Raw genomic sequence first — 25,541 nt, 5'->3', positions numbered from 1 at the left:
GCTTCTTTCAAAATCATTGGTCAAACCAGCGTTTCGCAAATTCAGCCGTTTTTTCCTGATATAATTCGGGATCAACCTGCTTTGATTGCGCATGTCCTGCTCCCTTTACAATCCATAACTGCTTTTGCTTCCCGCCGTTATTTCGGTAATTTTCATACGCAAACCTGGTGGGAACCAAGTGATCCTGATCACCGTGAATAATAAACAGCGGGATTTGATTATGTTTCAGCGTCTGGCTGGTATTTGCATCTGCAAAGTCATACCCCGCTAAAATCCGTGAGTATATTCGCTCCATCGGAATAATTGGGAATGTAGGCAAATGAAACAAATGCTGCAATTCATATTCAAGTTCTCCTTGAATGCTAGCATAACCACAATCTGCAATCGCAAATTTTACATTTGCTGGTGCTTTTGGCAAGGTAAATAAAACTGCCGAAGCTCCCATACTAATCCCATACATTCCAATTTCCCCGTGGGGATTATATTGATTAATTTGATTCATCCAGCCAGCCAACGCCGTGCGATCCTGCCAACCATAACCAACATAACGTCCCTGGCTCTCGCCAAAGGCCTGATTGTCTGGAGCCAAAACATTGTACCCCTCGTTATGAAACATCCGCAAATAGGTACTCATCCTACGTGCTGATCCCCCATATCCATGAACCACTAGAATAGTTTTATTGGTAGGTTGTGCCGCTGCAAAATAGTGTGCTTTAAGCGTTAAACCTGACTTCGTTTTTTGCGTCCAAGTTTGCGAGGGGTTGGTATCATACCACTCCGTATTGACCCCCTGACCTAGCTGCGTGCTAAACCCATCTCTTGAAAAAGCAAAGTTAAATAGATAGTACAGTGCGATTAAACTTGCAACTATGATGATAACCACCAGGCTAATTAGGACTCGCGGCCAAACTCGTTTGCGCTTGGTTCCCTTGCTCTGTCTCAATTCGCAAACCTTCTTTCTAAAATAAAAATGCCCATTTCCATGGGCATTTCTAATCTGAACTTCTATCGAACGATCTTCCGTCCATCTTCCGTACCACTTAGATTAATCATCGCTCTTATTATCTGAATCTGACTTAACATCCGCAGCGGGAATATCGTCGACTAAGTCAACTTTCCCTTGTAAAATCTGATCTTGAATTTCATTATATTTAAAATAAAGTTGCCACATCAGAAAAGTCATTAAGATGTGCGAAATCCAACCGAAAAAAGGAATCCAAGCCAGCGCTGTTAGCACAATTCCGATAATATAATTCCGTTTTGCTTTTTCTAAAATCTCCCGAATCTCCTGGTTATGGATTTCATTCCGAGTTTGGATTGAAAATACCAAGCTAGCAATGTAGAAACCTAATAAAACCATCAGTGGTAAGTACAACATCACCAACACGATAATTCCACCGAAAAAGGGGAACGCTAGTACCGATTCAATTGCTGCAGTAATCAAAGACAGATAGTAGAGTACTAACATACTTTTCTTAACTTTTTCATTCATTTCGTAAACCTCCATTTTCGTCATTATAGCATACCCCCGCACTTCTTTCATGAAAATGCTACAATTAGATTAATGCCTTTTTGGAGATGGATACTGTGACCACCAACCACTTTTTATCAATACTAAAACTAAATTTCATTACCATCAGTGTCGTGATTGGAGTCATCACTGGAGGAGTGATTTCTGCTTTCAGACTTCTAATTGAAGCTGGCTTAAAACTGAGCATGGTCGGTTATGCTAGTATCAAGCACCAGCCAGAAATGATCCTGATAGTTATCTTAGTGCTCCTCATGATTACCGTCGCGGTCGGGCTGCTTCTCCGTTCGGAACCAAACATTCGCGGATCTGGAATTCCGCAAGTGGAGGCTCAGGTGGACGGCGTTTTTGAGCTGAACTGGTTTTCGGTCCTCTGGAAAAAATTCACAGCCGGCGTGCTTACCAACTCAACGGGACTCTTTGTTGGTCGTGAAGGTCCTTCCATTCAACTGGGGGCGGCAGTCGGGCAGGGTCTAGCTGCTGCACTTAAGCAAACTGGAGCTACTAGACGACTATCAATTGCGACTGGAGCCGCAGCTGGCTTGTCAGCAACGTTCAGCGCTCCCCTTGCTGGAACTTTTTTTGTCATTGAAGGAATGTATCGACGTTTTGATCCCACGATTTGTCTGTCAGCCCTGACCAGTGCCCTGTGCTCAAATTTTATTTCTGAGCGCGTTTTTGGTCTAAATCCAGTTCTTCCTATTTTTTACTCGCAAATCTATTCACCAAATAATTACTGGCAGTTACTGCCGCTTGGGGTTTTAGTCGGGGGCTTAGGCTTCATTTATAATCGTGGACTTCTCACCGTTCCTAAATGGTTTCAGAAAATAAAATTTATCCCCTGGTACTTTTATCCTGGAATCGCTTTTCTGCTAGTGATCCCCATTGGTGTTTTCTTTCCCGCTACAATTGGTGGCGGAGCGCGGTTAATTCTACTAACTGCAACGCATAAACTCTCTTTATCACTAATTTTATTTTTTATTGTCCTCCGATTTACCTTTGGACTGTTATCCTATGGGAGCGGTGTCCCTGGTGGCTTTTTCTTGCCGTTACTGACGATGGGCGCCCTCGTTGGCGTGGCATACGGGATGTTACTCGTACAACTGGTAGACTTACCGCCCGAATTTGTTACTAATCTGCTCGTGTTTGGAATGGCCGGTTATCTAACAGCTGTCTGTAAAGCACCCTTTACTGCTATCTTACTCATCACCGAATTGGTCGGTAATACTCATAATTTTATGGCGCTTGCAACGGTCGTACTAGTCGCCTATCTAACGAGCGACTTTTTAGGTGCCCAACCGATTTATCACGTACTTGCAGCGCAGCTAACTAAGGGACAGCGTTATCTCAACTCACTCGACCAACTTGATCAGCTTTGTTTTACCATTACCCAAACAAGCCCGCTCGTCAACGAATTTGTTGAGACCATTGCTTGGCCACTAACGGCCCGATTAATTACCATCGAACGCCACCAGCAAAAAATTATACCGCAAGCAGATACGAAACTTGCCGCTGGCGATACACTCATCTTTTTAGTCCACCATGAACAAAATCAACTACTCACTAACCAAATCAATCGGTTAATTGCCAACTAATCTTATCGCAAGCCAATAAAAAAGACCTAATCAATCTGAGGGCTAAGCTAGTGCTCTCATGGTTAGATCTTTTTTCTTTAGGTTAATGATGCTGCATCAATCACCATCACTTGCTGACTATTTAATTTCTGCGCTGCTTTTTTCTGACTTTTTAAGCTACGAATTTGATAATTGACCATTACCGAATTGCCGTCATTTCGCAAACTTGCGGCGCTAGTCAAGGCCTGATCCAAAATTTGTTGCTGGACTTGTTCAGTCTGATCCTTTAGATCGGTACAAATAAAATAGTCTAGCGTTGGTGCGAGCTGGTCGGTAGCTAGTGCCGTCACCAGCCGTTCTTCTCCAAAGGCAAACCCAACGCCACCCATGTCGGGACCGCCAAACTCCTGCACCATGTTATTGTATCGACCGCCGGCACAAATAGTTGTGTACTCATCACCAAAAGCCGCTGCTTTGGCTTGAATCTCAAAAACGGTATCAGTGTAATAATCCAATCCTCGAACTAATCGATCATCAACCACATACTCAATTCCCAACAAATCCAAAGCATGACACAAAGAAGAAAAATAACTGCGAGAACGTTCATTTAGGCTGTCTTCTAATCGGGGGGCTTGCGCAACTAATTTTTGATCATTTTGGTCTTTACTATCTAAAATTCGGAGCGGATTTTGAGCCAACCGTCGTTGTGAGTCTGGACTTAGCTGATCTTGAACCTGTGAAAAATATTCGACCAGGGTATCTCGATACCGCTTACGACTATCATCATCGCCCAACGTATTTAATTCAACCCGCAGATTAGCAATTCCAACCCCACGAAAAACATCGAGTGCTAGATTAATTACCTCAGCATCAATCTGGGGACTAACTGCCCCAATCGCCTCACACCCAATTTGATGAAATTCTCGGTTATGCGTTGCTCCCGGGCGTTCGTAACGAAACATGGGTCCCATATAATAAACTTGAACCGGTTTGGGATGTTCTGGCCCAAACAATTTATGCTCAACAAACGCCCGAACAATGCCGGCTGTCCCTTCCGGTCGCAGTGTAATACTTCGATCTCCTTTATCCGTAAAGGTATACATTTGCTTGGTTACAATATCCGAGGAATCACCAGAAGTCCGACTAAAAACATCCGTCTTTTCTACCATTGGTGTACGAATTTCGGCGTAGTGATAGCGTTGAAAGGTCTGGCGGGCAACTTTCTCAATTTTTTGCCATAGGGGGGTCTCATCAGGCAACAAATCATCCATTCCCCGAACACGTTTAAAATTTCCATTCATAGTCTCAACCAGCTTTCCATTGATTTTATCATTATGGTTGATTTTATCATTTTTTTCGTCAATTTCCGACAATTAATCTAGTTTTACACGAGATAATTCGGTTACGTACATTCTCTTACATTAAACAATTAAGTGTTCGTGATTTACATTGCTTTTCCCGCTTGGCTCTGCTATTCTATGTTATTAATAACCAACAATTTTAGATGGAGGATTACATGGATAATTGGGAAAACAAGTTTGGCACTCATCAAGGATTAACCTATGATGATGTGCTATTGGTTCCGGCAGCTAGCAGCGTGCTCCCCAACCAAGTAAGCTTAAAAACAAAATTAGGCAAAAATCTTCTCTTAAACATTCCGGTACTAAGCGCTGCCATGGATACTGTCACAGAAAGTGCGATGGCCATTAAAATGGCTCAACAAGGTGGTCTCGGTGTAATTCACAAAAATATGACGCCTGCTGACCAGGCTCAAGAAATTACCACCGTAAAAGCTGCCCCGGTCAGCGGCGACCTCGCTGCTGTTGACGAACAAGGGCGCTACCTAGTGGCAGCAGCTGTCGGGATTAACGCTGAAACAACTGAACGAGCCCAAGCTCTAGTAGATGCCGGTGTTGATGCAATTGTTCTCGATTCAGCTCACGGTCACTCCCAAGGAGTGCTTGAAAAAGTAACTGCCATTCGCCAACAATTTCCTGAACAAACCTTAATTGCTGGTAACATTGCCACTAAACAAGCAGCTGAAGCTTTATTCAATGCGGGTGCCGATGTTGTTAAAGTGGGGATTGGCCCAGGATCAATCTGTACCACTCGGGTCGTCGCCGGTGTGGGGGTGCCCCAAATTAGTGCCACCTTTGAGTGTGCGGCCGTCGCTGCCAAGTACCACAAACAGATTATTGTTGACGGAGGAATGCAGTTCTCTGGCGATCTCGTGAAAGCACTAGCGGCTGGTGGTGATGCTGTCATGCTCGGTAGTATGTTGGCTGGTACCACTGAAGCTCCTGGAAAAATAATTGAGAGTGCCGATGGGCAACAGTTCAAACTTTACCGCGGCATGGGATCAATTCCCGCAATGGAAAATGGTTCTTCTGATCGCTACTTTCAAGGAAAAGTAAAGAGCGAAAAGAAATTAGTTCCCGAAGGAATTGAAGGAAAAACTGAATACAAGGGCGATGTCCAAGACATTCTTTACCAGATGATGGGCGGGCTCAGAGCTGGCATGGGCTACACTGGTGCCGCTCAAGTTAAAGACCTAAAGCAAGCCCGCTTCGTTCGGATTTCTAGCGCCGGGCTCAGAGAATCACATCCCCATGATGTGGTCATTACCAAAGCCGCCCCTAACTATCAAAAATAGGAGAGTACCATAATATGGCAAGCAATCAACATACGTACGACACCGTTCTTGTCCTTGATTTCGGTAGCCAGTACAATCAACTTATTACTAGAAGGATTCGCGAAATGGGGGTTTACTCCGAACTAAAACCACATACCATCTCGGCCACCTCCATTAAGAAACTTAAACCGCGCGCCATTATTTTTTCCGGCGGACCAAATAGTGTTACTGGTGAAAATGCTCTTGGTGTTGATCCACAGATTTTCGAACTAGGAATTCCCATTCTAGGAATCTGCTATGGGATGCAGCTTATGGCTCATGACCTGCCGGGCGGTGCCACCGAAACTGCCGACAGCAGCGAATACGGTCAGGCACAAATTGAGGTCACCGATCAAAACTCCCGCTTTTTCCAAAATATGGAAGACAAACAAACGGTTTTAATGAGCCACGGAGACTTTGTCACTCAGGTTCCAAATGGTTTTAAAGTCACGGCAACCAGTGACTCCTGCCCTATTTCGGCCATGGCTGACCCCAGTCGAGGCTTTTATGCCGTGCAATTTCATCCAGAAGTCAACCTAACTGCCGAAGGTCGTGAAATGCTACGCCACTTTGTTTTTGACATTGCCAAGGCCACTGCCAATTGGTCGATGGATGACTTCATTGCGGACGCGATTGCTGATATTCGCACCACGGTAGGTGATCAACGGGTCATTTTAGGACTATCCGGGGGAGTTGACTCCTCGGTTGTTGCCGTGCTTTTACATCGAGCCATTGGCAACCAGTTGATTCCCGTCTTCGTTGATCACGGTCTGCTCAGAAAAAATGAAGCTCAGCAAGTATTGCATGCTCTGGGGGATGAATTTGGTCTACAAATCGACTTCGTTGATGCGAGCCAACTATTTCTCAGTAAGCTAGCTGGTGTTACCAACCCCGAACAAAAACGAAAAATCGTTGGCAAGGAATTTATTGACACCTTTGCTGCGGAGGCACGAAAATATAACGACGTGGCTTTTTTGGCACAAGGAACCCTCTATACGGACGTCATCGAATCGGGAACCGACACCGCCCAAACGATTAAATCACACCACAATGTCGGTGGCTTGCCGAAAGATCTTCAGTTCAAACTAATTGAACCTCTCAACAAACTCTTTAAAGATGAGGTACGCGAGCTTGGTGAAAAATTAGGAATGCCCCATGAATTGGTGTGGCGTCAACCCTTCCCCGGTCCTGGACTATCGATTCGTATTATTGGAGCCGTGACCGAGCAACGACTCCAACTGGTGCGTGACTCCGATGCCATCTTACGCGAAGAATTCGCCAAGGCTGGGCTGGATCGAACCGTTTGGCAGTATTTCACTGCGCTACCTGGAATTCACAGTGTCGGTGTCATGGGTGATGAACGCACTTATGATGAAGCCGTTACGATTCGTGCCGTCACTTCTATCGATGGAATGACCGCAGAATATGCAGAACTTCCTTGGGAAGTGCTTGGTAAGGTTTCCAAACGAATCGTTGACGAAGTCAGTGGCATTAACCGCGTACTCTACGATATTACCGGTAAGCCTCCTGCTACGATTGAATATGAATAAATTAAAAAACAAGCTGATGACCAATGAAGTCAGCTTGTTTTTTAATTTATCATTGCCATGATTCAAAAAGAGTCTCTGCCGTGGTCTAGCTCTTCATTTCTATAAAAGTAGTTTATTCGCTATAATTAAACCATGCTGTAAAAAGGAGGGACGTCGTTTGGCAATTTTAGAATCAGTTTTGGTACTATTAGGGTTAGTCCTAATTTCAAATATTATCAGCCATTACATCACCAGTATCCCGGTCAGTTTAATTCAAGTTTTACTGGGTCTTGCAATTGCGCTCGGATTTAATTTTAAGATTCAATTAGACACTACGTGGTTTCTCCTGCTATTCATTGCACCCCTGCTCTTCAACGATGGACGAGAATTTCCCAAAAAAGAACTCTGGGAGCTTCGGGGACCAATTTTTGAGAATGCGATTTGGTTAGTCTTTGTCACGACCATTCTAGGTGGCTATTTTGTAAACTGGCTAGTTCCAACCATGCCACTAGGGGTTAGTTTTGCGCTGATTGCGATCCTTTCACCGACCGACCCCGTAGCCGTGCAGTCGATTTCAAAACGGGTTCACTTACCCAAAAGCATCCTCCATTTGGTCAGTGGCGAAAGTCTTATTAACGATGCTAGCGGACTAATTGCCTTTAAGTATGCCATTGCTTCCGTAGTTACCGGCTATTTTTCCCTTACCAGAGCCGCTGGTGATTTTATTTATATGTCGATTGTGGGCTTTTTAGTTGGCTTTACGATTATGATGCTGTTAGTATGGCTAAGAAATCACCTTTACAACATTCAATTTCACGATGCCATTTTTAGTGTCGTGCTCCAATTGCTTTGCCCATTTGTTGTATACATTATCGCTGAAGATTATCTGCACGCCTCCGGAGTGATTGCCGTTGTGACTGCTGGAATTCTGGATCATACCCAGACTTCCCGAGTTGCTGGTCAAACCCCAGAAATTAGCCTCTTAACTGATCGTACTTGGGATGTGATCGTTTACTGCTTGAATGGGGTTGTTTTCTTAATCCTTGGTATTGAGTTGCCGGTTGCTATGACAGCGGTTATCCAGAGCGATAAGTACGGCACTTTGCAATCAGTAAGTTATGCCTTTGTTATTTGGCTAGTAATCCTAGCCATCCGAGTTTGCTGGATTATCGGCTACCAATCATTTTCTTATTACGTTAGTAAAAAGGAAAACAAAAAGCCTCGATTTTCAGTAGCTCTCCTGGCTGGTTTGTCGGGGGTTCGTGGTGCCATCACAATGGCTGGAGTCCTCTCCGTTCCAAGCGTTATAGCCAGTGGTGCAACTTTTCCTGATCGTTCTTTAATGCTTTTTATTGCAGCGTGTGTTATCATCATAAGCCTGATTGCTGCTTCCATCACTTTGCCACTGATTTCACCCGGAACTGGGACCATTGCTACCCGAGCCTCGCTCTTAAATGAAGGTAATCCGATTGGTGATGACGATAACCAACCCGAGCTTAATCAGCCAGAATACGTTAGTTATCCGGTTGCCCAACTCTACTTATTAAACTCTGCGATTGCTTATCTAGAATCAAATCGATCGGAGCGCAACCAACGTGCTGTTTGGGATATTATTATGGATTACCAAGTTTCCATCCGTAAAATTCAGCGTCGTGAGCATAATCGTGCCGACTCCACTAAACAAATGAACGAAGTAGTTTCGCTCCGCCGAGTTGGCTTGAATGGTAGTCGCGAGGCTATCAATGACCTCTACCGGTCCAAACTAATTGGTCCAGATGCCTATTGGATTGCCAGTCGCCGACTTAATCGCGAAGAAGCTCGCCTATTACAATTCAGCGGTGACAAACCTACCATTCGCCAAAAACCGGCTGTCGGGTTTGCCCAAAGAATTTTTCGTTCAATCAAAATCTGGCAGTGGAATGAGAGTGAAAGTCAAAAAACCAAGTCTGACTTACGTCTCATTCAAAAAGTAGGGGCGCAAGGCGCTATGACGGCACTGCAAAAATTTTTAGATCGTGATGATATTAGTAGAAAAGATTTTTCTGCGCAGACGGTTCATTTCTTAATGGTTTACTATCAGAATCAAATTCAAGAGGCCAAATCATTTGGTGATTCCGATTTAGAAACAAAGCAGTATGAGTTACAAGTCCTCGCCCTTAAGAATCAAGCTCTTGAAGCGGAACGCCGGGCAATTGAGACGTTGATTGAGAATCATCATATTCCCCAAAGTATGGGACTACGACTTCGGCAAAACGTTAATTATGAAGAAATGATTTTACTAAATGATTATAAAAAAGAAAATGAATGATCCTGTTATTAGTTGCAAACAGTAAAATTTATTTATTTTTTAATTATTCCCTAAACACTTGATAAATAAGGAATTGTTAACCAAATATTAACTTAAAATTATTATTTACAAAAAGAAAACGCTTTACAACCAAAAAGTTAGTAGGTTACAATATGCTTGTAACAAAGTTTCATGGAAAAAAGTGGTCAGCTCTTCGCGGGTGCCTTTTTTCCAGTTGATTTTTATTTTATATTTTTTAAGGAGGTCTTCATCTTGATGAAGAAGAATTTATTTGTAGGCGGAGCTGCTTCCCTAGCTGTCGTTTTAGGTTTAACTGCTACTGTTCCAAGTGTTAACGCTGCTACCAACGCAACGCTTCCACAGAACACTAGTACACAGAAAGACGACACTAAGGGTAGTGTTTCTGCAGACTCAAACGCCCACGTTGACGTTATGACTGGTTACTTGACTCTGGAAAGCGTTCCTGACTTGAACTTTGGTGCTAGTGCCCAGTCAGCTACCAACCAGACTCAAAACTTGTTAAATAACAATACTGGTAACAACCAAAACCATATTAAAGTTACCGACAGTCGTGCAACTACGGCTTTAAACGGTTGGACTTTGGATGCCAGCCTCGGAAACTTTAAGGATGCTACCACTGGTAACGTTGCTCCTGCAGGTTGGACTATGGGTCTAAATAACGATCACGTTGTTAACTCACAGAATTCAGCAGTAATGGCTAACCGGGCAACTATCACATCCGGTAATACTTCAGGCGCAAACGTTCTTTACGCTGCTAATGGTCAAGGTGCTGGTAGCACAACAGTTGATTACAATCCATCAACTTCTCCTGTTGGTGTAAAATCTGCTAGCTTGGAAGTTCCTGGTAACACTGCCGTTGGTTCATACAACGCTCCAATTACTTGGACTCTAACTGCTGGTGCACCCCAAGACCCAACGCCTAAAGGTTAAGCTTAATTTGTATTTAATTGTTAAAAAACGGGAAGCACTTTTTGGGGGTGTTTCCCGTTTTACTTATACTATCAACACAGGAGTAACTGATGGATTTAAAGTATAGTAAATTAAAGATTGCAATTGGGGCACTGTTTTTCTCGATGTTGATTTTTCTGAGTCTTCCAGCAGCTAAAGCTACCCCAGGTCCCGGGATTGCCGTCAAACCGAACTATTCTAACACACAGATTGAACAAACTGGTTCAATCTTTGTTCGAACTAAACCGGGCGAATCGCAACAAATTAGTATTCAATTAGTTAATCTAACTAATCAAACACAAAAATTAACAGTCTCCCCGACGGTTGCTTATACTTCTAAGGATGGAGCCATTACATATCAGCCGGGAAAGGTCCCTACTGATAAAACCTTAAAGTACAAGTTTAATGACCTGGTTAAGGAACAAAAAAAGAACGTTTCCCTTGCTCCCAAGCAGAGCCAAAGCGTGAACTTTACCGTTACCGCCCCTGAAAAACAGTACAAGGGAATTATCATGGGAAGTCTCTACGTCAAGACTGGTAACATTGCCCAGGCAGAAAATAACAACGGGGTTAACATTAACAACAAGATTGCGCTCGTAATGCCAGTGTTACTCCGTTCCCAAGACGTTGGCGTTAAGCCCAAACTAACAGTTCCTAGCATCAAGCCAGGACAGCAAGGGACACAAACCGTCATCAAGACGAAGTATGCCAACGAAAAACCAACTACCATCCAACAAATGAAGCTGAAAAACAAGATTTATCGCAAGAGTAATCCCAAAAAAATCTTGAGCAAAGCCAGCCGTAGTAACTTAAGCATGGCTCCTAATTCCAACTTCCCATTCCAAAATGACTTCGGTAAAAACACTCTCCTTCCGGGAACCTACCATTTAAGTGCCCGTGCTAGTGACAACAATGGTAATCACTGGAAAATCGAAAAAGATTTTAACGTGAGCGTCGGCGATGCCATTCAGTACAACACGAAACAAAACTGGTGGTGGATCATCCTCTTGGCAATCTTATTATTGCTAATTCTAATCCTGATTTACATGATTTACCGACAGCATAAGAAACAAAAACAAACCCTTTCCAACAATCAAAGCTAAGAAAAAAGGTGTACTTCCATGAAATTAAAACAAAGAAATGTCTTCTTAATATTTGTTTTAGGACTGGCGATTGTGACAATTGTGTTTGGTGTTTCCAGCATTTATGCGGACAACCAACAAGGTAATACGCATAATTCCAACACCCAAGTGGAAGTTAAAAATGATAAAAATAAACCGAAACCAACCCCTAAGCCTCAGCCAAGTGAAAACCAGACAAATTCCATGTCGAGCGTTAAACAGCCTCCAAAGGCTACCCTTCCACAAACCGGGCAAACCTTGCACTGGGGTGTCACTGCAGTTGGAATCATAACCTTATTTTTAGTCTTTACCATTATTTCCATGGATCGTTTTAATCGCAAGTTAGCTAAAGAAGACCACCATGAACTTCAAACAAAATAGCTGGTGGTTAACAATTATAGGGTGTTTGTTGCTATGTCTTGGTTGGCAATCAACCGTACGGGCGGCAGCACCCTATTCTGTTAATCCCCTCTTAACAAAACTTCCAATTCAGTCCAAAAAGGCTTACTTTGCTTTAAATAGTAAAGATAACCACACGTATCAATTACCATTACTGCTAAAAAACAACAGTAACCAGTCCCTTACCATTACAACCTCGCTCAATAACGCCTATACCGCTGACAATGGGGTCATTGCTTACAACCAACCAAGTTGGCAACGGAATAATCCCCACCGACTAACTAACAAGCTCGTCGGTCCCCAGCAACAGGTCACCACTCTAGCACCTGATGAATCTAAGGTAGTAACCTATCAGCTGGCCACTAAAAAGCAGGAACCTGGGATTGTACTTGGCGGGGTTAATGTAAGCGCTCCGTTACTATCTAATGGTAAAATAGAGAATAAGTTGGAGTACGTCGTCGGGGTATCTCTAAACAGTAATGCCAATCGCGTGCGACTCAAGCAGTTGCGGTTATCGAGCGTTCAACTAAAATCTCAAGCAAATCATGAGGTTCTGCAGAGTCGCTTACAAAATCCAGCTGCCCAACTCATCCAACACGGTACAGCCACTGTGAAGGTTTATCGTGGGAAAAAATTATTACGCACAACCAAGTTAACCAATGTTAGTCTTGCTCCGAAAACAACTACTAATTTAGTTACCCCCGCTCCCAAACGTGCGAAGGGAACCAAAACAGTTGTGAGTTTCAAAGCTCATCGTCAACAAGTTTCACTTAAGAGAGCCGTTTCAAGCTAGCATTAATGACCAGCAGAAGGGAGGTTTTATTATCAAACACTTCAAGGGTCTTTTTGCAATCATGCTTTTAACCTTGCTCGTTGTTGGGGTTGGGATCACTCAGATTGTTCCGGCAGTTCAAGCTGCCGAATCTAATAATGAGCTCAATATTCCAGCACCACCTGAGTCAGGTCCAAGTATGAATAATTTTTCATACAATTCAAATACCACCAATCCACCGGTTACTACCCCTTACCCCAACGTCCAAGTTGTAACCAAGGACACTTCCCAAGCTACTTCGTTGTGGTGGAAAAATAAGGTTAACTTATCAAATTCGTTTACCTTTAGATTCTACGTTTACATGGCCTCAGATAATCCTGATGAAGCGGCCGATGGAATTACTTTCACCCTCCAAAATGATGATAAGGGCAACAAAGCTCTAGGAGTCAGCGGGGAATCGCTTGGTTCTTATGGAAATCTTCGAATGGATAAGTATGGATCTTCCAGCGATAAGCAGCCGGTGCTTGATTATTTCAAAAATTCTTATCGTGGCGGTATCAACAATGCTCTTTCATTGGAATTTGATCCGTACTTTAATGGTGACTATAGTGATGCCGATGTCTTACCAACTAATGGTCCGTACACTACCGGTGCTCACATGGCCTTTGTCTTACCAGATAAAGATCACCTGACTATGCATAATCGTACCATCTCTAGTTTTCGTCCTGGGATCGCTCATTATACGAATACTAGTGACTGGTTCAATAACCAGCCCAATGGCAATTCGATCTATCCGGAACCTGGTCGAAACGATGGATTCGGAGCACGGGCTACTCCAAACCTAGTTGGAACTAATAGCAAGGGCAATAGTAATAGTGCTCGTTGGGAACCAGTTGTTTATCACTGGAATACCACTGATGGTGGTAATACCGGACTAGCAACTATGACCTTTGGCTATCCCGATAGCAGTAAAAACACTGGTGGCTTTAAGCAACAATCGTTCTCTTCTCCCAAAATTGATGTTAACAAGCAATTTGGCAGTAAAATGGTCAACTGGGGAATGACTGCCTCCACCGGTGCTAAATCAATGATTAGTGCCATCTCTGCTTCTCAAATTCCGGGTGATCCTGGAGTTAGTAAGACGGCCGCTGACCTATCACAACTCAGTCGAGATACTGACGTTCGGGTTAGCGACAAAGATGGTGGTACGATGGTTTATGGTGATGAAAACGGGAAAAAACCAGATGACCCCAGCCTTTCTCCCGATGAGTTAATGCATGCCTTCCCATTCGATGCGACTTATAATGATGGGAAGGGAGGTAAAGGAGGCACAGTTTACCCAGTCTTTCGTAGTCAGGTAAACAACGCCCGGGTTGGAGATATTCTGCTTTATCGAGCCGATATCTATAACTACTATGACAGTAATCTGAACGGTAATGATTGGTTAAATGTTCATGCTACCGACCATTTGCCTGACCAGTTAAGGTTATTGGATGACAGTACTGACGTCGATCTCTACTTTGATAAAATCCCTCCAATTCATGACCCTACCCCTATGTCACATGGATTTAAAGCTGCTTTAGTATCGAATCAACTAGATCCCGGTACTACCGCAATTAGCAATACGCTGGTCGCCAAGGGATCCAACTTTGCAGATACTTCTGTGCGATCAACGGTTGCCAACGTGGTTCCTGATCAAACTAATCACGGAACTCCTAACTTGTATATCAATAATCAAATGCAGAACGTGACTCAGGGTTCTGATTGGTCAACGACGTTAAATGATGTCCGCGATAATGACGAAATCAAGTATCGGATTCCCGTTAGAAATATTAGTCGTCAGGTTAATCTTGATAATAGTAGCTATACTTTCTATTTGCCAAGTCTAAAAGACAATGATCCAAAGAATCTTAAGATTAAAGTCGATGGACAAGAAATTAGCAATGATTCTAAGGATAGCCCTCACTTTACGGTTAGCAAGGATCAAAACAGTGACTCCAAGAATGCCAAACAAGTGACCATCACTGGCATGGGAACCCTTCAGCAGCAAACTACCAAAAACATCGAGGCAGATGTCATTCTAGGTGCCAATCAAGGAAAAACCTTCAAAAGCACTCCTAAAGTGACTGGAACTGCCAATGATAGTTCACTAGCATTTGCTGGTAATGAAGAAACTTATAATCTCAAGCCAGGAAGCCTTAGCATCATGCCGAACAGCTTTGATTATGGAACCTATGCCTACTTCAAAAAGAATAGTGCGTTTGCACCTTATAACACCTATACTTTTGATCAAGATGGTAAAGTAATCCCAACCTCACCAAGAATCAATCCTGGCGTCAGGGATTATACGGCAGCTACCATTCAAGATACGCGTGGCACTGATGAACGACAGCCTTATCGATTAACGCTGTCACAAGCCGCTGATAATAACAATGGTTTGGGTAACGATCAGCTAAAAAATGCTGACATTATCGGCAGTGATGGTTCACCGTTCCAGTTAGTCTATTACGACAAACAGGATAAGCCACATTTCTTATCACCGGGTGGAAACCAAAATATTCCGATTTTCACCAGTAATAAGGACACCCCTAATGAACAAAAGGTGCAGTGGAACAATAGAACCGGACTAATGATGTATGTCAAAGACGATGTTCCTGCTCCAACGAGTGGTCAAAGAAAAACCTATGGCGCTGCTCTAAATTGGACCGTTAATAACACTGGAACCCCTTAATTGCAGTTCGTTGCTTACCAAAAAAGGAGCCGTACAAGTTTAATACTTGTACGGCTCCTTTTTACTTTAACGATTACTGTGAGTCCTTGTTAGTGGCAGCCGTGCTTAAAACTAAGCCCAGTGAAACTATTATCAAGCCTGCTGCCGTGGCAAATAAAATCGAATAGTTAAACCACTCTACCATTAATCCACCAAATAAGGGACCGACTGCCCGACCAAATGACATAAAAATATTAAACATGGCCTGATACCGCCCCTTTGCCTTGGCATCAGCCAAACTATCAATCCACGCCGGGATGGCTGGTAGTCCATTCATTTCTCCAAAAGTCAGTACCACCATGATAATAACGAACCACAAATAATTCTTGGCCCAAATCAGCATGATAAACGAAGCCGCAAAAATCAAAACTCCAACTGCAATTTGCCGAATCATGTTAAAATGTAGCCCCACTCGATTAATAATTGGCTGACCAATCACAATTAATAGCCCATTGACGGGCCAAATCAAACTGTACTGTTCAAATGAAATGTGCAGGGACTCCATATGAACCGGCATAACACTTTCCCATAGTGTGTAACTTAAATAAATAAAAAATACCATTGTACAAATTAGCCAGACTAACCGCGGATTTCCCCGCTGCGATGCGGAATGTTGCTTCAACTGTGGTTGATGTGCAACGAGTGGTTGACTACTAAAGTCCACATTAAATGATACGAATGTCATCAGTAATAAAATCAGATAGAATAGACTTGCCACACTAAAAACCACTGGAATGCCAAATTTCAAAAGATAGCCCACCGAAGCCGTTCCTACAACTACCCCCAGGTTAACTCCGATGTACAATGAATTAAAAACACTTCTAGTACTGCGAGAACGAACCTTGGCAGCATAAGCATTTAGAAGGGTGAGGCTTGCTCCTTGTCCCAATCCATACACAAATAACATGATGGCAAACATCGGCCAACCATGATAAAAGATCAAAGTTACCAAGGCTCCCAACGCCACGGTAATACTAATCAAAGCCGTTTGGTAGGGCGACCACCGGTCAAACAATTGACCACCAAGATAATTACCCAAAACCATAAAACAAGACATGACAAATAAAACTGCGCCTGCTACTGTCAAAGATTCGTGTAGCGTCCCATGCATATAGACCGTGGTTAATGGCCACATCAGTGCTGCTCCTGAATTCAAGAGTAAGGAATACACTAAGACTGCAAGCAAACTAATTTCTTTTTTAGGTTGCCGTGCCATTTGCTCATCTCCTTTTTTCACAATACCGCTATTTTCTCATAGTTAACCCATGGAAAAAAGGATTGGTAATCTCTAATGCGTCCCTATTTCTCATAGCTGAAATCAACTATAATTAAACACAAGCTACTGCTATCCAGGCTCAACGAAAGGAAGTTCATCATGATTCATATCGTAACCGACTCGACCGCCCAACTTACTCCAGATGAAATTACAACAAACAAACTCACCGTAATTCCACTGCAAGTAACGTTTGAGGGTCAAACGTACCTTGATAATGTCAATCTAACTCGAGAAGCATTTTCCAAAATGCTGGATGACGATCAAAGCGAATTCCCCAAAACCAGTCAACCAGCCCTCGGACAGTTCGTTGATACTTATCAAAAGATCATGGAAGCAGATCCAAGTGGAACGATCATTTCCATTCATCTAACCGATGTTCTCAGTGGTACCTTGGAAACGGCTCGGACCGCTGCGCAACAAGTGGATGGAGACATTCGAGTTCTTAATAGCGAATTGACCGATCGCGGTCAGGGATTTGTCGTCTTAAAAGCAGCTAAACTAGCGGCTACTGGAAAAGATGCGGATGCAGTTGAACAAGCCACCATCGAATTTAGCAAAAAAATCTATTTAAGCGTCTTTGTTAATAGTTTTGATTACCTCGTCAAAGGTGGTCGTGCTAATCGGGTTGTCGGTTTTATTTCGTCATTAATTCGACTAAAACCGGTGCTGAAGCTGCAAGATAACAAACTGCAGTTCGTGGCTAAGTGCCGTGGCAGTAAAAAATTTAAGGCGACTCGGGATCAAATCACCGATCAATTAATTGCTGACAAATCAGTAACAGCCGTCGGTTTATCTTACGTTGATTCTAGAGCAGACGTAGATGCCGTGGCAGAGCGGATCCACCAAGAACGCCCAGATATTGACGTACTGGTACGCCTAACTTGCCCCGTCATTATGACCCACGTTGGACCTGGTGGCTTTGCCATTATCTATCAATAAATAACTAGTTAACCGGGATTAACCAGCATAACTACAAAAAGGCGCCAGCTGAATTAAACTTCAGTTGGCGCCTTTTGTATATAAAATTTATTAGCGTTTACCAGTAATTGTGAGAAGCACGGAAGTTAACTGCATTTTGGATCGAACCATAACGACTAATTGCGTACTCACGAGCTACTCGTTCCTGATTAGCAGGAGAATAGTCACCATTTAGGTAGGAAGCAGATAACTGATACTTACCAATATACTGACCATTTCGGGCTGTGTAAGAGCCACCAGACTCAACCTTGGCAATTGATTCCATTGAACCATCATTGTTAACAGCAGCTGGTTGCTGGTTACTTTGTGGAGCTGGTTGTGCTTTTGGCTGTGCTACTGGTTGAGGCTTGCTCGTTTGAGCTCCCGCTTGTTCGGTCGGTACAGCTGGAGTTGCTGTCTTAACCGCTGCATTATTCGGGTTAGCCTTAATCTGACCATCGTCCCCAATGACAAAGACTTCACCTGCAAAAATCTTGTTAATGTCCTTGATGTTGTTAGCTTTTTGCAAACTGTCAATTGAAATATTGTAAGTTGCTGCTAATCCAGACAATGTATCACCAGATTGAACTGTGATTTTAGAAGCGGCATTTGCACTTTGCGCCCCGGCAAACAAGATTCCGGTAGCAATTGCAGCAAAGGCTGCTATGGATTTAAAACTGATGTTTCTCATAAAAAAATATCTCTCCTTAATATCTGACGCTAGTTTCGTCTGCTAGAATGTTGATTCCAAATAATCAACAAAACTAATACTAAGAAGTTTATGTTACAAGAAAATTACAGGAATTTTAAAAAAAGGAGCCCGCTGTGTAATGCTGTAATCTATTTAAAACATTGTGTAATTTAACGGCACAAAATCAACTAGATTAGCTAATCGATTGTAACAATTAAAACCTGGTACGGTTGTAAATCACGAATTTCTGCCGGTGGTTTCCCATTTGTGGCAAGTGAATCTAACTCCAACTGCCCCACAACTACCTGACGAAGTGGTTGTACCTTTCCAGATAGATTGATCATAATTTGAACCGTTTGCTGCTTCAAACGGCGCTGATAAACAATCATTTCATCCTCGCCCGTCCTTACAGGAACCACTTCACCTTCCAGCCACAACGCTTCCCAGTGAGAATCCTGATGCAGGCGAATCAGCTTTTGATAAAAACTCCAAACCGACGCCGGATCGTTTCGCTGCTGAGCAACGTTTCTAACAACATTATTAGCGGCCGGAGCCAACCACGGGGTTACGGTTGAAAAACCACCAAATTTAGTTTGGTCCCATGGCATCGGAACACGGGCATTGTCTCTAGAACGAAAGTTGATGATTTTCAGTGCTTCGTTTGGTCGGTAACCATTTGCCAAAGCACGTTGATAATTATTAATTGATGATAAATCATTAAATTCTTGCAAGTCGCTGCGCTCGAAGTTAGTCATTCCTAACTCCTGCCCTTGATAGATAACCGGAATCCCAGCTAAAAAGAAATACAAGGCTGCTAGCGCCTTTGCGGCGGCCGGATTGTCGTGGTCTTCTGTGCGAATGAACTTAGAAACTGCCCGATTTTGATCGTGGTTTTCAATTACATTTGCAAAGTAACCCCGCGCCTTCTTAATCTCCTGCTGACTCATAAACATCGTTTGCGCCAGATCGGAAACTTCCCATTGATTTTTTTTGAACCATTCATTAGCGTCCTGAACATCAATATTGAGATAACTAAAATCAAAAATCATCGAAAAATAGCCACCCGGTCCAACAAATTCTTCCAATTGTTCCAAGGGGACTCCGTAGGCTTCACCAATCGTAACCGCATTATATTTGCTAAACGTCGCTGCCTTTAATTCTGCTAAAAACTGCCCCAATCCGGGACGGTTAAGCCCTTTTCGTTCAACATTTACTAACCCATCGTCATCATCTGGGGGTAAACTTGCCCAGTCTTGATCCTTTTTAAGCTGGGTAATGGCATCAAGCCGAAAACCGGCAACTCCCTTATCTAACCACCAATTAATGATGCGATACAATTCTTGCCGCAGCGCTGGATTTTCCCAGTTCAAATCGGGTTGCTCGGTTGCAAACGTGTGAAAGTAGTAAGTACCAGGTTCATTAGGAACCGGCTCCCAAGTCGAGCCTCCAAAAGTAGCTCGCCAATTGTTAGGTACCTGACCGTTAGCTGGGTGCTGAAAGACATAGTAATCTCGGTATTTACTAGTGGGGTCCTGAAGTGCTGCTTGAAACCAAGGATGCTGATCGGAAGTGTGATTCAAAACCATATCCATGATGATTTTAATTCCACGCGCTTGTGCTTGTTCCAGTAGTTCGTCCATGTCAGCCATCGTACCGTAAACGGGATCGATTTGTTGATATGCCGCAATATCGTACCCCATATCAACCATTGGTGACCGATACACTGGAGCAATCCAAAGTGCCGTTACCCCAAGCTCTTGCAAATAATCCAGCCGGGAAATAATCCCTTGGAGATCACCGATGCCATCACCGTTGGAATCCTGAAATGACCGGCAATAAATTTCATAAATAATTTCATTTTTCCACCAATCTGCTGGCTGCTTAGCCAGCGGTGGTGTTATCATCTGTGTCACAATCTTACTCCTTTCTGATGTTGGAATTGAAAAGGTCATTTTAGCAAGAACCAGCCATTTTACAAACTTATTCTGCAACTATTAATGGTAAATAACAAATAATGTTAACATATTTTACCAAAAATTTATCTTCAAAACCAAATCACTGAGAGCGGCTTAACTTAGGATTAGTATGGTATACTTTTGATGTATATCCTATTTATGATAAAGGAGTGAGTTTATGGCAGATGGAACACGTGCTTTATTCATGTTGTTCGGTGGAACCGGCGATTTGGCCCTCCGAAAACTGTATCCGGCACTATTTAACCTTTATAAAAAGGGAAGCCTGAGCAAACATTTTGCATTATTAGGTCTTTCTCGAAAAGAACTCTCTGATGAAGAGTTTCGTGCAAAAATCATGACCTCCATCGCTGATGAAACTGCGGACCAGCAAGTAGCCACTGAGTTTGTGAGCCACTTTTATTGGAAATCACATGATGTTAATAACATGGATCACTATCAAGACTTGAAAAAAATAGGCAATCAGCTTGATGATCAATATCAAACCGGTGGAAATCGGGTGTTCTATGTTTCGATGGCTCCTCGTTTCTTTGGCATCGTTGCTCAAAATTTACAGAGTCAGCATGTGCTATCAGAGAACGGGGGCTTCAATCGGCTAGTGATTGAAAAGCCCTTTGGTCGCGACTATCAGTCTGCCAAAGAACTAAATGACCAGTTGAATAGTGGTTTCCAAGAAAACCAGATTTTTAGAATTGACCACTACCTTGGAAAAGAGACAGTGGAAGCAATCCCTGTGCTTCGGTTTGGTAATCCGCTGTTAGAGGCCGTTTGGAATCAAAACTACATTAAAGACGTTCAAATTACACTGGCAGAAAGTTTGGGCGTTGAGGATCGAGCTGGCTACTACGACACCGCTGGTGCTTTGCGGGACATGATCCAAAACCATACGCTACAAATCGTCAGTTACCTAGCAATGGATCAACCTAATTCATTTGTTGACACAGCCATCCGAGCTGAAAAAGTCAAAGCCTTAGAAAGTATGGAAATCTATACTGATCAAGGGGTTAAAGATAATTTTGTCCGCGGACAATACGCTGGTGATGAAGACCATCCCGACTACCGCCATGAATCTGGTGTGCCCGTCGATTCTAACAACGATACCTTTGCTGCCGGTAAGATTGTTTTTAATAATCCACGTTGGGGGAAAACACCTTTTTACATTCGTTCTGGTAAGAAATTGGCTGATAAACAAGGTCGCGTTGATATCGAATTTAAAAAACCGCTCGTTGATATTTTTGCAAAGGGAACCGGTACACCCGGTGAGTTGCAAAAGAATGTCTTAACTTTAGAAATCGATCCACGAGTCGGTTTATCCCTCACCATCAATACCAAAGATTCCAAGCAAGGGTTGCACACTGAAACCGTTCCACTTGACTATCTTCAATCCGATAACCGGGCTGCCCAAGTTCCACTTCCCTACGAGCGGTTGTTCCATGACATCCTAAACGGAGACGGAACCTACTTCGCTAGTTGGCCAGAAGTGGCAGCTGCTTGGCACTTCGTAGATCCCGTGCAACAAGTTTGGGATACTCAGCAACCTGACTTTCCTAACTATCAACAAGGTTCCATGGGACCAACTGCCGCCGACGAACTCTTAGCCCGCGATGGTAATGCTTGGTTTTACCGTGGCACCAAATAGTAAAGCGGTTTCACATCTTGAATCCTCGATTTCACAATTTTAATTTCTAATGATAAAATATAATTGTATCATTTTATAACTACGCAAAGAGGAAGGTAGATTATGGCTAACGAAAAAGCAAAAATCGGCGTTGTCGGCATGGCTGTGATGGGTAAAAACTTAGCCCTGAACATCGAAAGTCGCGATTATGCCGTTGCAATTTATAACCGTAGTGCTTCTAAAACCGAAACGGTAATGAAGGATCACAGTGATAAAAAACTAGTTCCTTCATATGACTTACAAAGTTTTGTTGAGTCCATTGAGAAACCACGGACTATTTTGATGATGGTAAAGGCTGGAAAAGCTACTGACGCCGTTATTACTGAGATTCTCCCCTTATTGGATAAGGGCGATACTTTAATTGATGGTGGAAATACAAACTTCCACGATACGATCGCTCGTAACCAAGAATTGGCAAAGTCCGGCATTAACTTCATCGGAATGGGTGTTTCTGGTGGTGAACTTGGTGCTTTACAAGGACCTTCATTAATGCCTGGTGGTCAAAAAGAAGCTTATGACCGAGTTGCTCCTATTTTAGAAAAAATTGCTGCCAAAGCTAAAGATGGTAAACCATGTGTTACTTACATTGGTCCTGATGGTGCCGGTCACTATGTCAAGATGGTGCATAACGGAATTGAATATGGTGACGAAGAATTAATCGATGAAAGCTACAACATCCTGCGGAATGCTGCTGGTTATTCTGTTGATGACCTCGCCAACATTTTCAAAGAATGGAACCAAGGTGAACTTAATAGTTACCTAATTGAGATTACGGCCGACATTTTAACCCGCAAGGATGATCTTGGCGATGATAAGAGTAAGCCAATTGTCGACATGATCTTAGACCGTGGAGCTAACAAGGGAACTGGAAAATGGTCGTCTGAAGATGCTCTCGATGAGGGTGCTCCTCAATCAGTTATTACTGAAGCTGTCTATGCTCGTTACGTTTCCATGTTGAAAGACGAACGACTAGCTGCTGCCAAAGTTTTACATGGTCCAGCTGAAAAACCTGATTATCAAGGTTCTGATTTAGTCGAAGATGTACGCCAAGCCCTTTACTTTGGTAAAATCATGAGTTACGCCCAAGGATTTGAACAAATGCGGATGGCTTCAGCTACCTATAACTGGGACTTGAAGTATGGTGAATTAGCTCAGATCTGGCGTGAAGGTTGTATCATCCGAGCTCAATTCTTAGATGAGATTACAAAAGCCTTTGATAAGAAGCCTGATTTAAACAACTTACTGATGGATCCATTCTTTGGTGACATCGCTAATAAGTATCAAGCTGCTGCTCGTCGGGTGATTTCATATGCTACTGCAGCTGGAATCCCTGTTCCATCCTTAGCTGGTGCAGTTTCTTACTTTGATTCTTACCGTTCAGAGGTTGTGCCTGCTAACTTGCTCCAAGCACAACGTGATTACTTCGGTGCTCACACTTATGAACGAACTGATCGCCCTGGAAGTTTCCATTACCCATGGTATACAGAACAATAAAATCTTTTCCACTTTCTCAGCCTTGCTAGTCTGGGAACTTAAAAGTCGGTGCTGATTGCACTGGCTTTTTTTGTCCGCAATAGCTTGCTTCTTAGAACATCCCAACCGGGGAAATTAATCAAGCCCAATTTATTTAACAAACTTGCTAATTGCAGTTTCTTGTAAATTATAATTGTAGTAGACTTGTATTAGAAAAAAGAAAGGAAGTTATCTACTATGACTGCTAAACAACATCAAGTTTACGATCATTACTTTTTCAATGAATCTGCTTATGATTATCACGATGGTGGCTATGTTAAGCTTGAAGAACCAGATGTACCAGCAAGCCGGCTTAACATTCCGGCTATTTTAGCTCCCGATCAAGAGACTGATACGGATGTTTGGTACACTGTCAGTGCTCAAACTGGTGAAACCCAGTTATTACCAGGTGAAAAAACCAAGACCTGGGGCTATAATCAAAGTCTTTTGGGTCCAACAATTGTTTTTGAGAGTGGCAAAAACTATCATGTTACTTTGAAAAATGATCTGCCGGAACTGACTACTTTTCACTGGCACGGTTTGGATGTTCCCGGTCCTTATGTTGATGGTGGTTGTCATGCTCCCGTTTATCCCGGAAAACCCCGAAAAATCGATTTTACAGTTAACCAACCAGCCGCTACGTTGTGGTTGCATGCTCATCCCTGTCCATTGACCGGTTGGGATGTTTGGCATGGACTAGCTACCGCTGTTGTGGTCAAAGACGAGCACGAAGCCCAGTTACCGCTACCCAGAAATTATGGCGTTGATGATATCCCACTAATTCTCCAAGACCGTCGCTTCGATGAGCACAACCAATGGGATTATGACAAAGATTATGATCCTGACGGCACTGCCGGTCCAACTGCACTAATTAACGGGACAGTTAACCCCTACTTTGATGTTACCACCCAAAAACTTCGCCTGAGAATCTTAGATGGCTCCAATCGACGCGAATGGCGCTTACATCTGAGTGATGATTTAGAAATGGCACAAATTGGTTCTGATGGTGGTTTGTTGCCAGAGCCCGTCTATCTTACCAAGCTCATGCTTACCTGTGCCGAACGAGATGAAATTGTCCTCGACTTTGAACAATATCATCCTGGTGATGAAGTTACTTTATATTCTGATGATGTGCCCATTATGAAGTTTAGGATTCATGAATTTAAAGCAGATCCTACTCCGTTACCTGACCACTTAGCTGATGTTGACTATCCTGAAGTTGAAGATCCGAATGCTCCAATCCATCAAGTTGTCATGTCCGGAACTGATGAAGAAGTCGAAATCAATGGACGAAAATTTGGCATGATGCGGATTGACGATCGTCAGGAATTAGGAAAAGCTGAATATTGGGACATCACTAATACCAATGATTGCTGTGGTGGGATGATTCATCCTTACCACACCCACGGAGGTTCCTTTAAGGTAGTTTCAAGAAATGGAAAAGCTCCTTATCCTAACGAACTAGGTTACAAAGATACCATTGGTGTCAATGCCGGTGAAACAGTCCGAGTTAAAATGCGTTTTAATTACCCTGGGGTCTTTATGTATCATTGTCACATTATCGAACACGAAGATGGTGGGATGATGGCTCAACTCCAGGTCTATACGCAAGACCATCCCCATAAAAAGTATCGGTTGATGGACATGGATACCTTATTGCAGGAACTTGCCAAAGAACGACATTGTCAACCTGACGAATTGGTTATCCGTAGTCTAGAATATTACAAAGAACATGGGATTGATATGTGCTAACGGAACAATAACTATCCGTCCAAGTAATCCTAAAAAGGTGACTGAATCAATTGATTCAGTC

General features: G+C 43.0%; 19 protein-coding genes. 13 read left to right on the top strand and 6 right to left on the bottom strand.

Features of this window, described 5'->3' with window-relative positions; translation table 11 throughout:
- Positions 1-13 precede the first annotated feature (13 nt).
- Together B808_RS00340 and B808_RS00335 are read right to left on the bottom strand one after the other, a co-directional pair.
- On the bottom strand, positions 14-943 hold the full coding sequence (locus B808_RS00340) for an alpha/beta hydrolase (RefSeq protein WP_035421229.1): 930 nt from the start codon (positions 941-943) through the stop codon (positions 14-16).
- Positions 944-1,045: 102 nt separating this feature from the next.
- Positions 1,046-1,492, bottom strand: a complete 447-nt coding sequence (locus tag B808_RS00335; RefSeq protein ID WP_035421226.1) for a hypothetical protein — start codon at positions 1,490-1,492, stop codon at positions 1,046-1,048.
- Between the two features lie 95 nt (positions 1,493-1,587).
- On the opposite strand from B808_RS00335, the gene B808_RS00330 reads away from it, so the two are divergent.
- Positions 1,588-3,123, top strand: coding sequence for a ClC family H(+)/Cl(-) exchange transporter (locus B808_RS00330; RefSeq protein ID WP_035421225.1), 1,536 nt, complete (start codon positions 1,588-1,590; stop codon positions 3,121-3,123).
- 77 nt (positions 3,124-3,200) lie between these two features.
- Here B808_RS00330 and hisS read toward each other — a convergent pair whose 3' ends face one another.
- Positions 3,201-4,403: a histidine--tRNA ligase gene (gene hisS / locus B808_RS00325; protein ID WP_035421267.1), complete on the bottom strand. Its 1,203-nt coding sequence runs from the start codon at positions 4,401-4,403 to the stop codon at positions 3,201-3,203.
- Positions 4,404-4,618: 215 nt separating this feature from the next.
- Here hisS and guaB point away from each other — a divergent pair, with 215 nt between their 5' ends.
- The 8 genes from guaB to B808_RS00285 all read left to right on the top strand — a co-directional run bounded on the left by guaB (position 4,619) and on the right by B808_RS00285 (position 15,602).
- A complete protein-coding gene (gene guaB / locus B808_RS00320; RefSeq protein WP_009166969.1) occupies positions 4,619-5,755 on the top strand; it encodes an IMP dehydrogenase in 1,137 nt (378 codons plus the stop codon).
- Between the two features lie 14 nt (positions 5,756-5,769).
- Positions 5,770-7,323, top strand: a complete 1,554-nt coding sequence (guaA, locus tag B808_RS00315; protein WP_035421223.1) for a glutamine-hydrolyzing GMP synthase — start codon at positions 5,770-5,772, stop codon at positions 7,321-7,323.
- A 157-nt stretch (positions 7,324-7,480) separates the two neighbouring features.
- The gene (locus B808_RS00310) at positions 7,481-9,610 is read left to right on the top strand and encodes a cation:proton antiporter (protein ID WP_035421221.1); all 2,130 of its coding nucleotides are present in this window, start codon (positions 7,481-7,483) and stop codon (positions 9,608-9,610) included.
- A gap of 255 nt (positions 9,611-9,865) precedes the next feature.
- Positions 9,866-10,561, top strand: coding sequence for a WxL domain-containing protein (locus tag B808_RS00305; protein ID WP_035421219.1), 696 nt, complete (start codon positions 9,866-9,868; stop codon positions 10,559-10,561).
- Positions 10,562-10,650: 89 nt separating this feature from the next.
- The gene (locus B808_RS00300; protein ID WP_009166965.1) at positions 10,651-11,682 is read left to right on the top strand and encodes a DUF916 and DUF3324 domain-containing protein; all 1,032 of its coding nucleotides are present in this window, start codon (positions 10,651-10,653) and stop codon (positions 11,680-11,682) included.
- A gap of 18 nt (positions 11,683-11,700) precedes the next feature.
- Positions 11,701-12,081: a hypothetical protein gene (locus B808_RS00295; RefSeq protein WP_009166964.1), complete on the top strand. Its 381-nt coding sequence runs from the start codon at positions 11,701-11,703 to the stop codon at positions 12,079-12,081.
- The gene (locus B808_RS00290) at positions 12,062-12,892 is read left to right on the top strand and encodes a WxL protein peptidoglycan domain-containing protein (protein WP_035421216.1); all 831 of its coding nucleotides are present in this window, start codon (positions 12,062-12,064) and stop codon (positions 12,890-12,892) included. Before B808_RS00295 ends, B808_RS00290 begins: the two co-directional genes overlap by 20 nt.
- Positions 12,893-12,953: 61 nt before the next feature.
- Positions 12,954-15,602, top strand: a complete 2,649-nt coding sequence (locus B808_RS00285; protein WP_035421214.1) for a lectin-like domain-containing protein — start codon at positions 12,954-12,956, stop codon at positions 15,600-15,602.
- A gap of 73 nt (positions 15,603-15,675) precedes the next feature.
- Here the strand turns inward: B808_RS00285 and B808_RS00280 are convergent, their stop codons facing one another.
- On the bottom strand, positions 15,676-16,857 hold the full coding sequence (locus B808_RS00280) for an MDR family MFS transporter (RefSeq protein ID WP_035421212.1): 1,182 nt from the start codon (positions 16,855-16,857) through the stop codon (positions 15,676-15,678).
- Between the two features lie 159 nt (positions 16,858-17,016).
- Here B808_RS00280 and B808_RS00275 point away from each other — a divergent pair, with 159 nt between their 5' ends.
- On the top strand, positions 17,017-17,856 hold the full coding sequence (locus B808_RS00275) for a DegV family protein (RefSeq protein WP_009166960.1): 840 nt from the start codon (positions 17,017-17,019) through the stop codon (positions 17,854-17,856).
- Positions 17,857-17,953: 97 nt separating this feature from the next.
- Here the strand turns inward: B808_RS00275 and apf are convergent, their stop codons facing one another.
- Both apf and B808_RS00265 read right to left on the bottom strand, forming a co-directional pair.
- The gene (gene apf / locus B808_RS00270; protein WP_009166959.1) at positions 17,954-18,565 is read right to left on the bottom strand and encodes an aggregation-promoting factor; all 612 of its coding nucleotides are present in this window, start codon (positions 18,563-18,565) and stop codon (positions 17,954-17,956) included.
- Between the two features lie 197 nt (positions 18,566-18,762).
- Positions 18,763-20,469 (bottom strand): alpha-glucosidase, encoded by a 1,707-nt coding sequence (locus B808_RS00265; protein WP_051393770.1) that lies wholly within the window; start codon positions 20,467-20,469, stop codon positions 18,763-18,765.
- 229 nt (positions 20,470-20,698) lie between these two features.
- Between B808_RS00265 and zwf the strand changes: the two genes are divergently transcribed.
- The 3 genes from zwf (at position 20,699) to B808_RS00250 (ending at position 25,480) form a co-directional block, all read left to right on the top strand.
- The gene (gene zwf, locus B808_RS00260) at positions 20,699-22,177 is read left to right on the top strand and encodes a glucose-6-phosphate dehydrogenase (RefSeq protein ID WP_009166957.1); all 1,479 of its coding nucleotides are present in this window, start codon (positions 20,699-20,701) and stop codon (positions 22,175-22,177) included.
- 102 nt (positions 22,178-22,279) lie between these two features.
- Complete coding sequence (gene gndA, locus B808_RS00255; RefSeq protein WP_009166956.1) at positions 22,280-23,710, top strand: NADP-dependent phosphogluconate dehydrogenase; 1,431 nt, start codon at positions 22,280-22,282, stop codon at positions 23,708-23,710.
- 216 nt (positions 23,711-23,926) lie between these two features.
- Positions 23,927-25,480, top strand: a complete 1,554-nt coding sequence (locus B808_RS00250) for a multicopper oxidase family protein (protein ID WP_009166955.1) — start codon at positions 23,927-23,929, stop codon at positions 25,478-25,480.
- The last annotated feature ends 61 nt before the right edge of the window (positions 25,481-25,541 follow it).

The organism is Fructilactobacillus florum 8D, from assembly GCF_000512295.1.
GTDB classification, from domain to species: Bacteria; Bacillota; Bacilli; order Lactobacillales; family Lactobacillaceae; genus Fructilactobacillus; species Fructilactobacillus florum.
This window is presented reverse-complemented; position numbering and strand designations above follow the sequence as displayed.

Bases quoted from the DNA above. Each gene is read 5' to 3' on its own strand.
- B808_RS00335 (WP_035421226.1), bottom strand. From the start codon at position 1,492: ATGAATGAAAAAGTTAAGAAAAGTATGTTAGTACTCTACTATCTGTCT.
- hisS (WP_035421267.1), bottom strand. From the start codon at position 4,403: ATGAATGGAAATTTTAAACGTGTTCGGGGAATGGATGATTTGTTGCCT.
- guaB (WP_009166969.1), top strand. From the start codon at position 4,619: ATGGATAATTGGGAAAACAAGTTTGGCACTCATCAAGGATTAACCTAT.
- guaA (WP_035421223.1), top strand. From the start codon at position 5,770: ATGGCAAGCAATCAACATACGTACGACACCGTTCTTGTCCTTGATTTC.
- B808_RS00305 (WP_035421219.1), top strand. From the start codon at position 9,866: ATGAAGAAGAATTTATTTGTAGGCGGAGCTGCTTCCCTAGCTGTCGTT.
- B808_RS00300 (WP_009166965.1), top strand. From the start codon at position 10,651: ATGGATTTAAAGTATAGTAAATTAAAGATTGCAATTGGGGCACTGTTT.
- B808_RS00295 (WP_009166964.1), top strand. From the start codon at position 11,701: ATGAAATTAAAACAAAGAAATGTCTTCTTAATATTTGTTTTAGGACTG.
- B808_RS00290 (WP_035421216.1), top strand. From the start codon at position 12,062: ATGAACTTCAAACAAAATAGCTGGTGGTTAACAATTATAGGGTGTTTG.
- B808_RS00285 (WP_035421214.1), top strand. From the start codon at position 12,954: ATGCTTTTAACCTTGCTCGTTGTTGGGGTTGGGATCACTCAGATTGTT.
- B808_RS00280 (WP_035421212.1), bottom strand. From the start codon at position 16,857: ATGGCACGGCAACCTAAAAAAGAAATTAGTTTGCTTGCAGTCTTAGTG.
- B808_RS00275 (WP_009166960.1), top strand. From the start codon at position 17,017: ATGATTCATATCGTAACCGACTCGACCGCCCAACTTACTCCAGATGAA.
- apf (WP_009166959.1), bottom strand. From the start codon at position 18,565: ATGAGAAACATCAGTTTTAAATCCATAGCAGCCTTTGCTGCAATTGCT.
- B808_RS00265 (WP_051393770.1), bottom strand. From the start codon at position 20,469: ATGATAACACCACCGCTGGCTAAGCAGCCAGCAGATTGGTGGAAAAAT.
- zwf (WP_009166957.1), top strand. From the start codon at position 20,699: ATGGCAGATGGAACACGTGCTTTATTCATGTTGTTCGGTGGAACCGGC.
- gndA (WP_009166956.1), top strand. From the start codon at position 22,280: ATGGCTAACGAAAAAGCAAAAATCGGCGTTGTCGGCATGGCTGTGATG.
- B808_RS00250 (WP_009166955.1), top strand. From the start codon at position 23,927: ATGACTGCTAAACAACATCAAGTTTACGATCATTACTTTTTCAATGAA.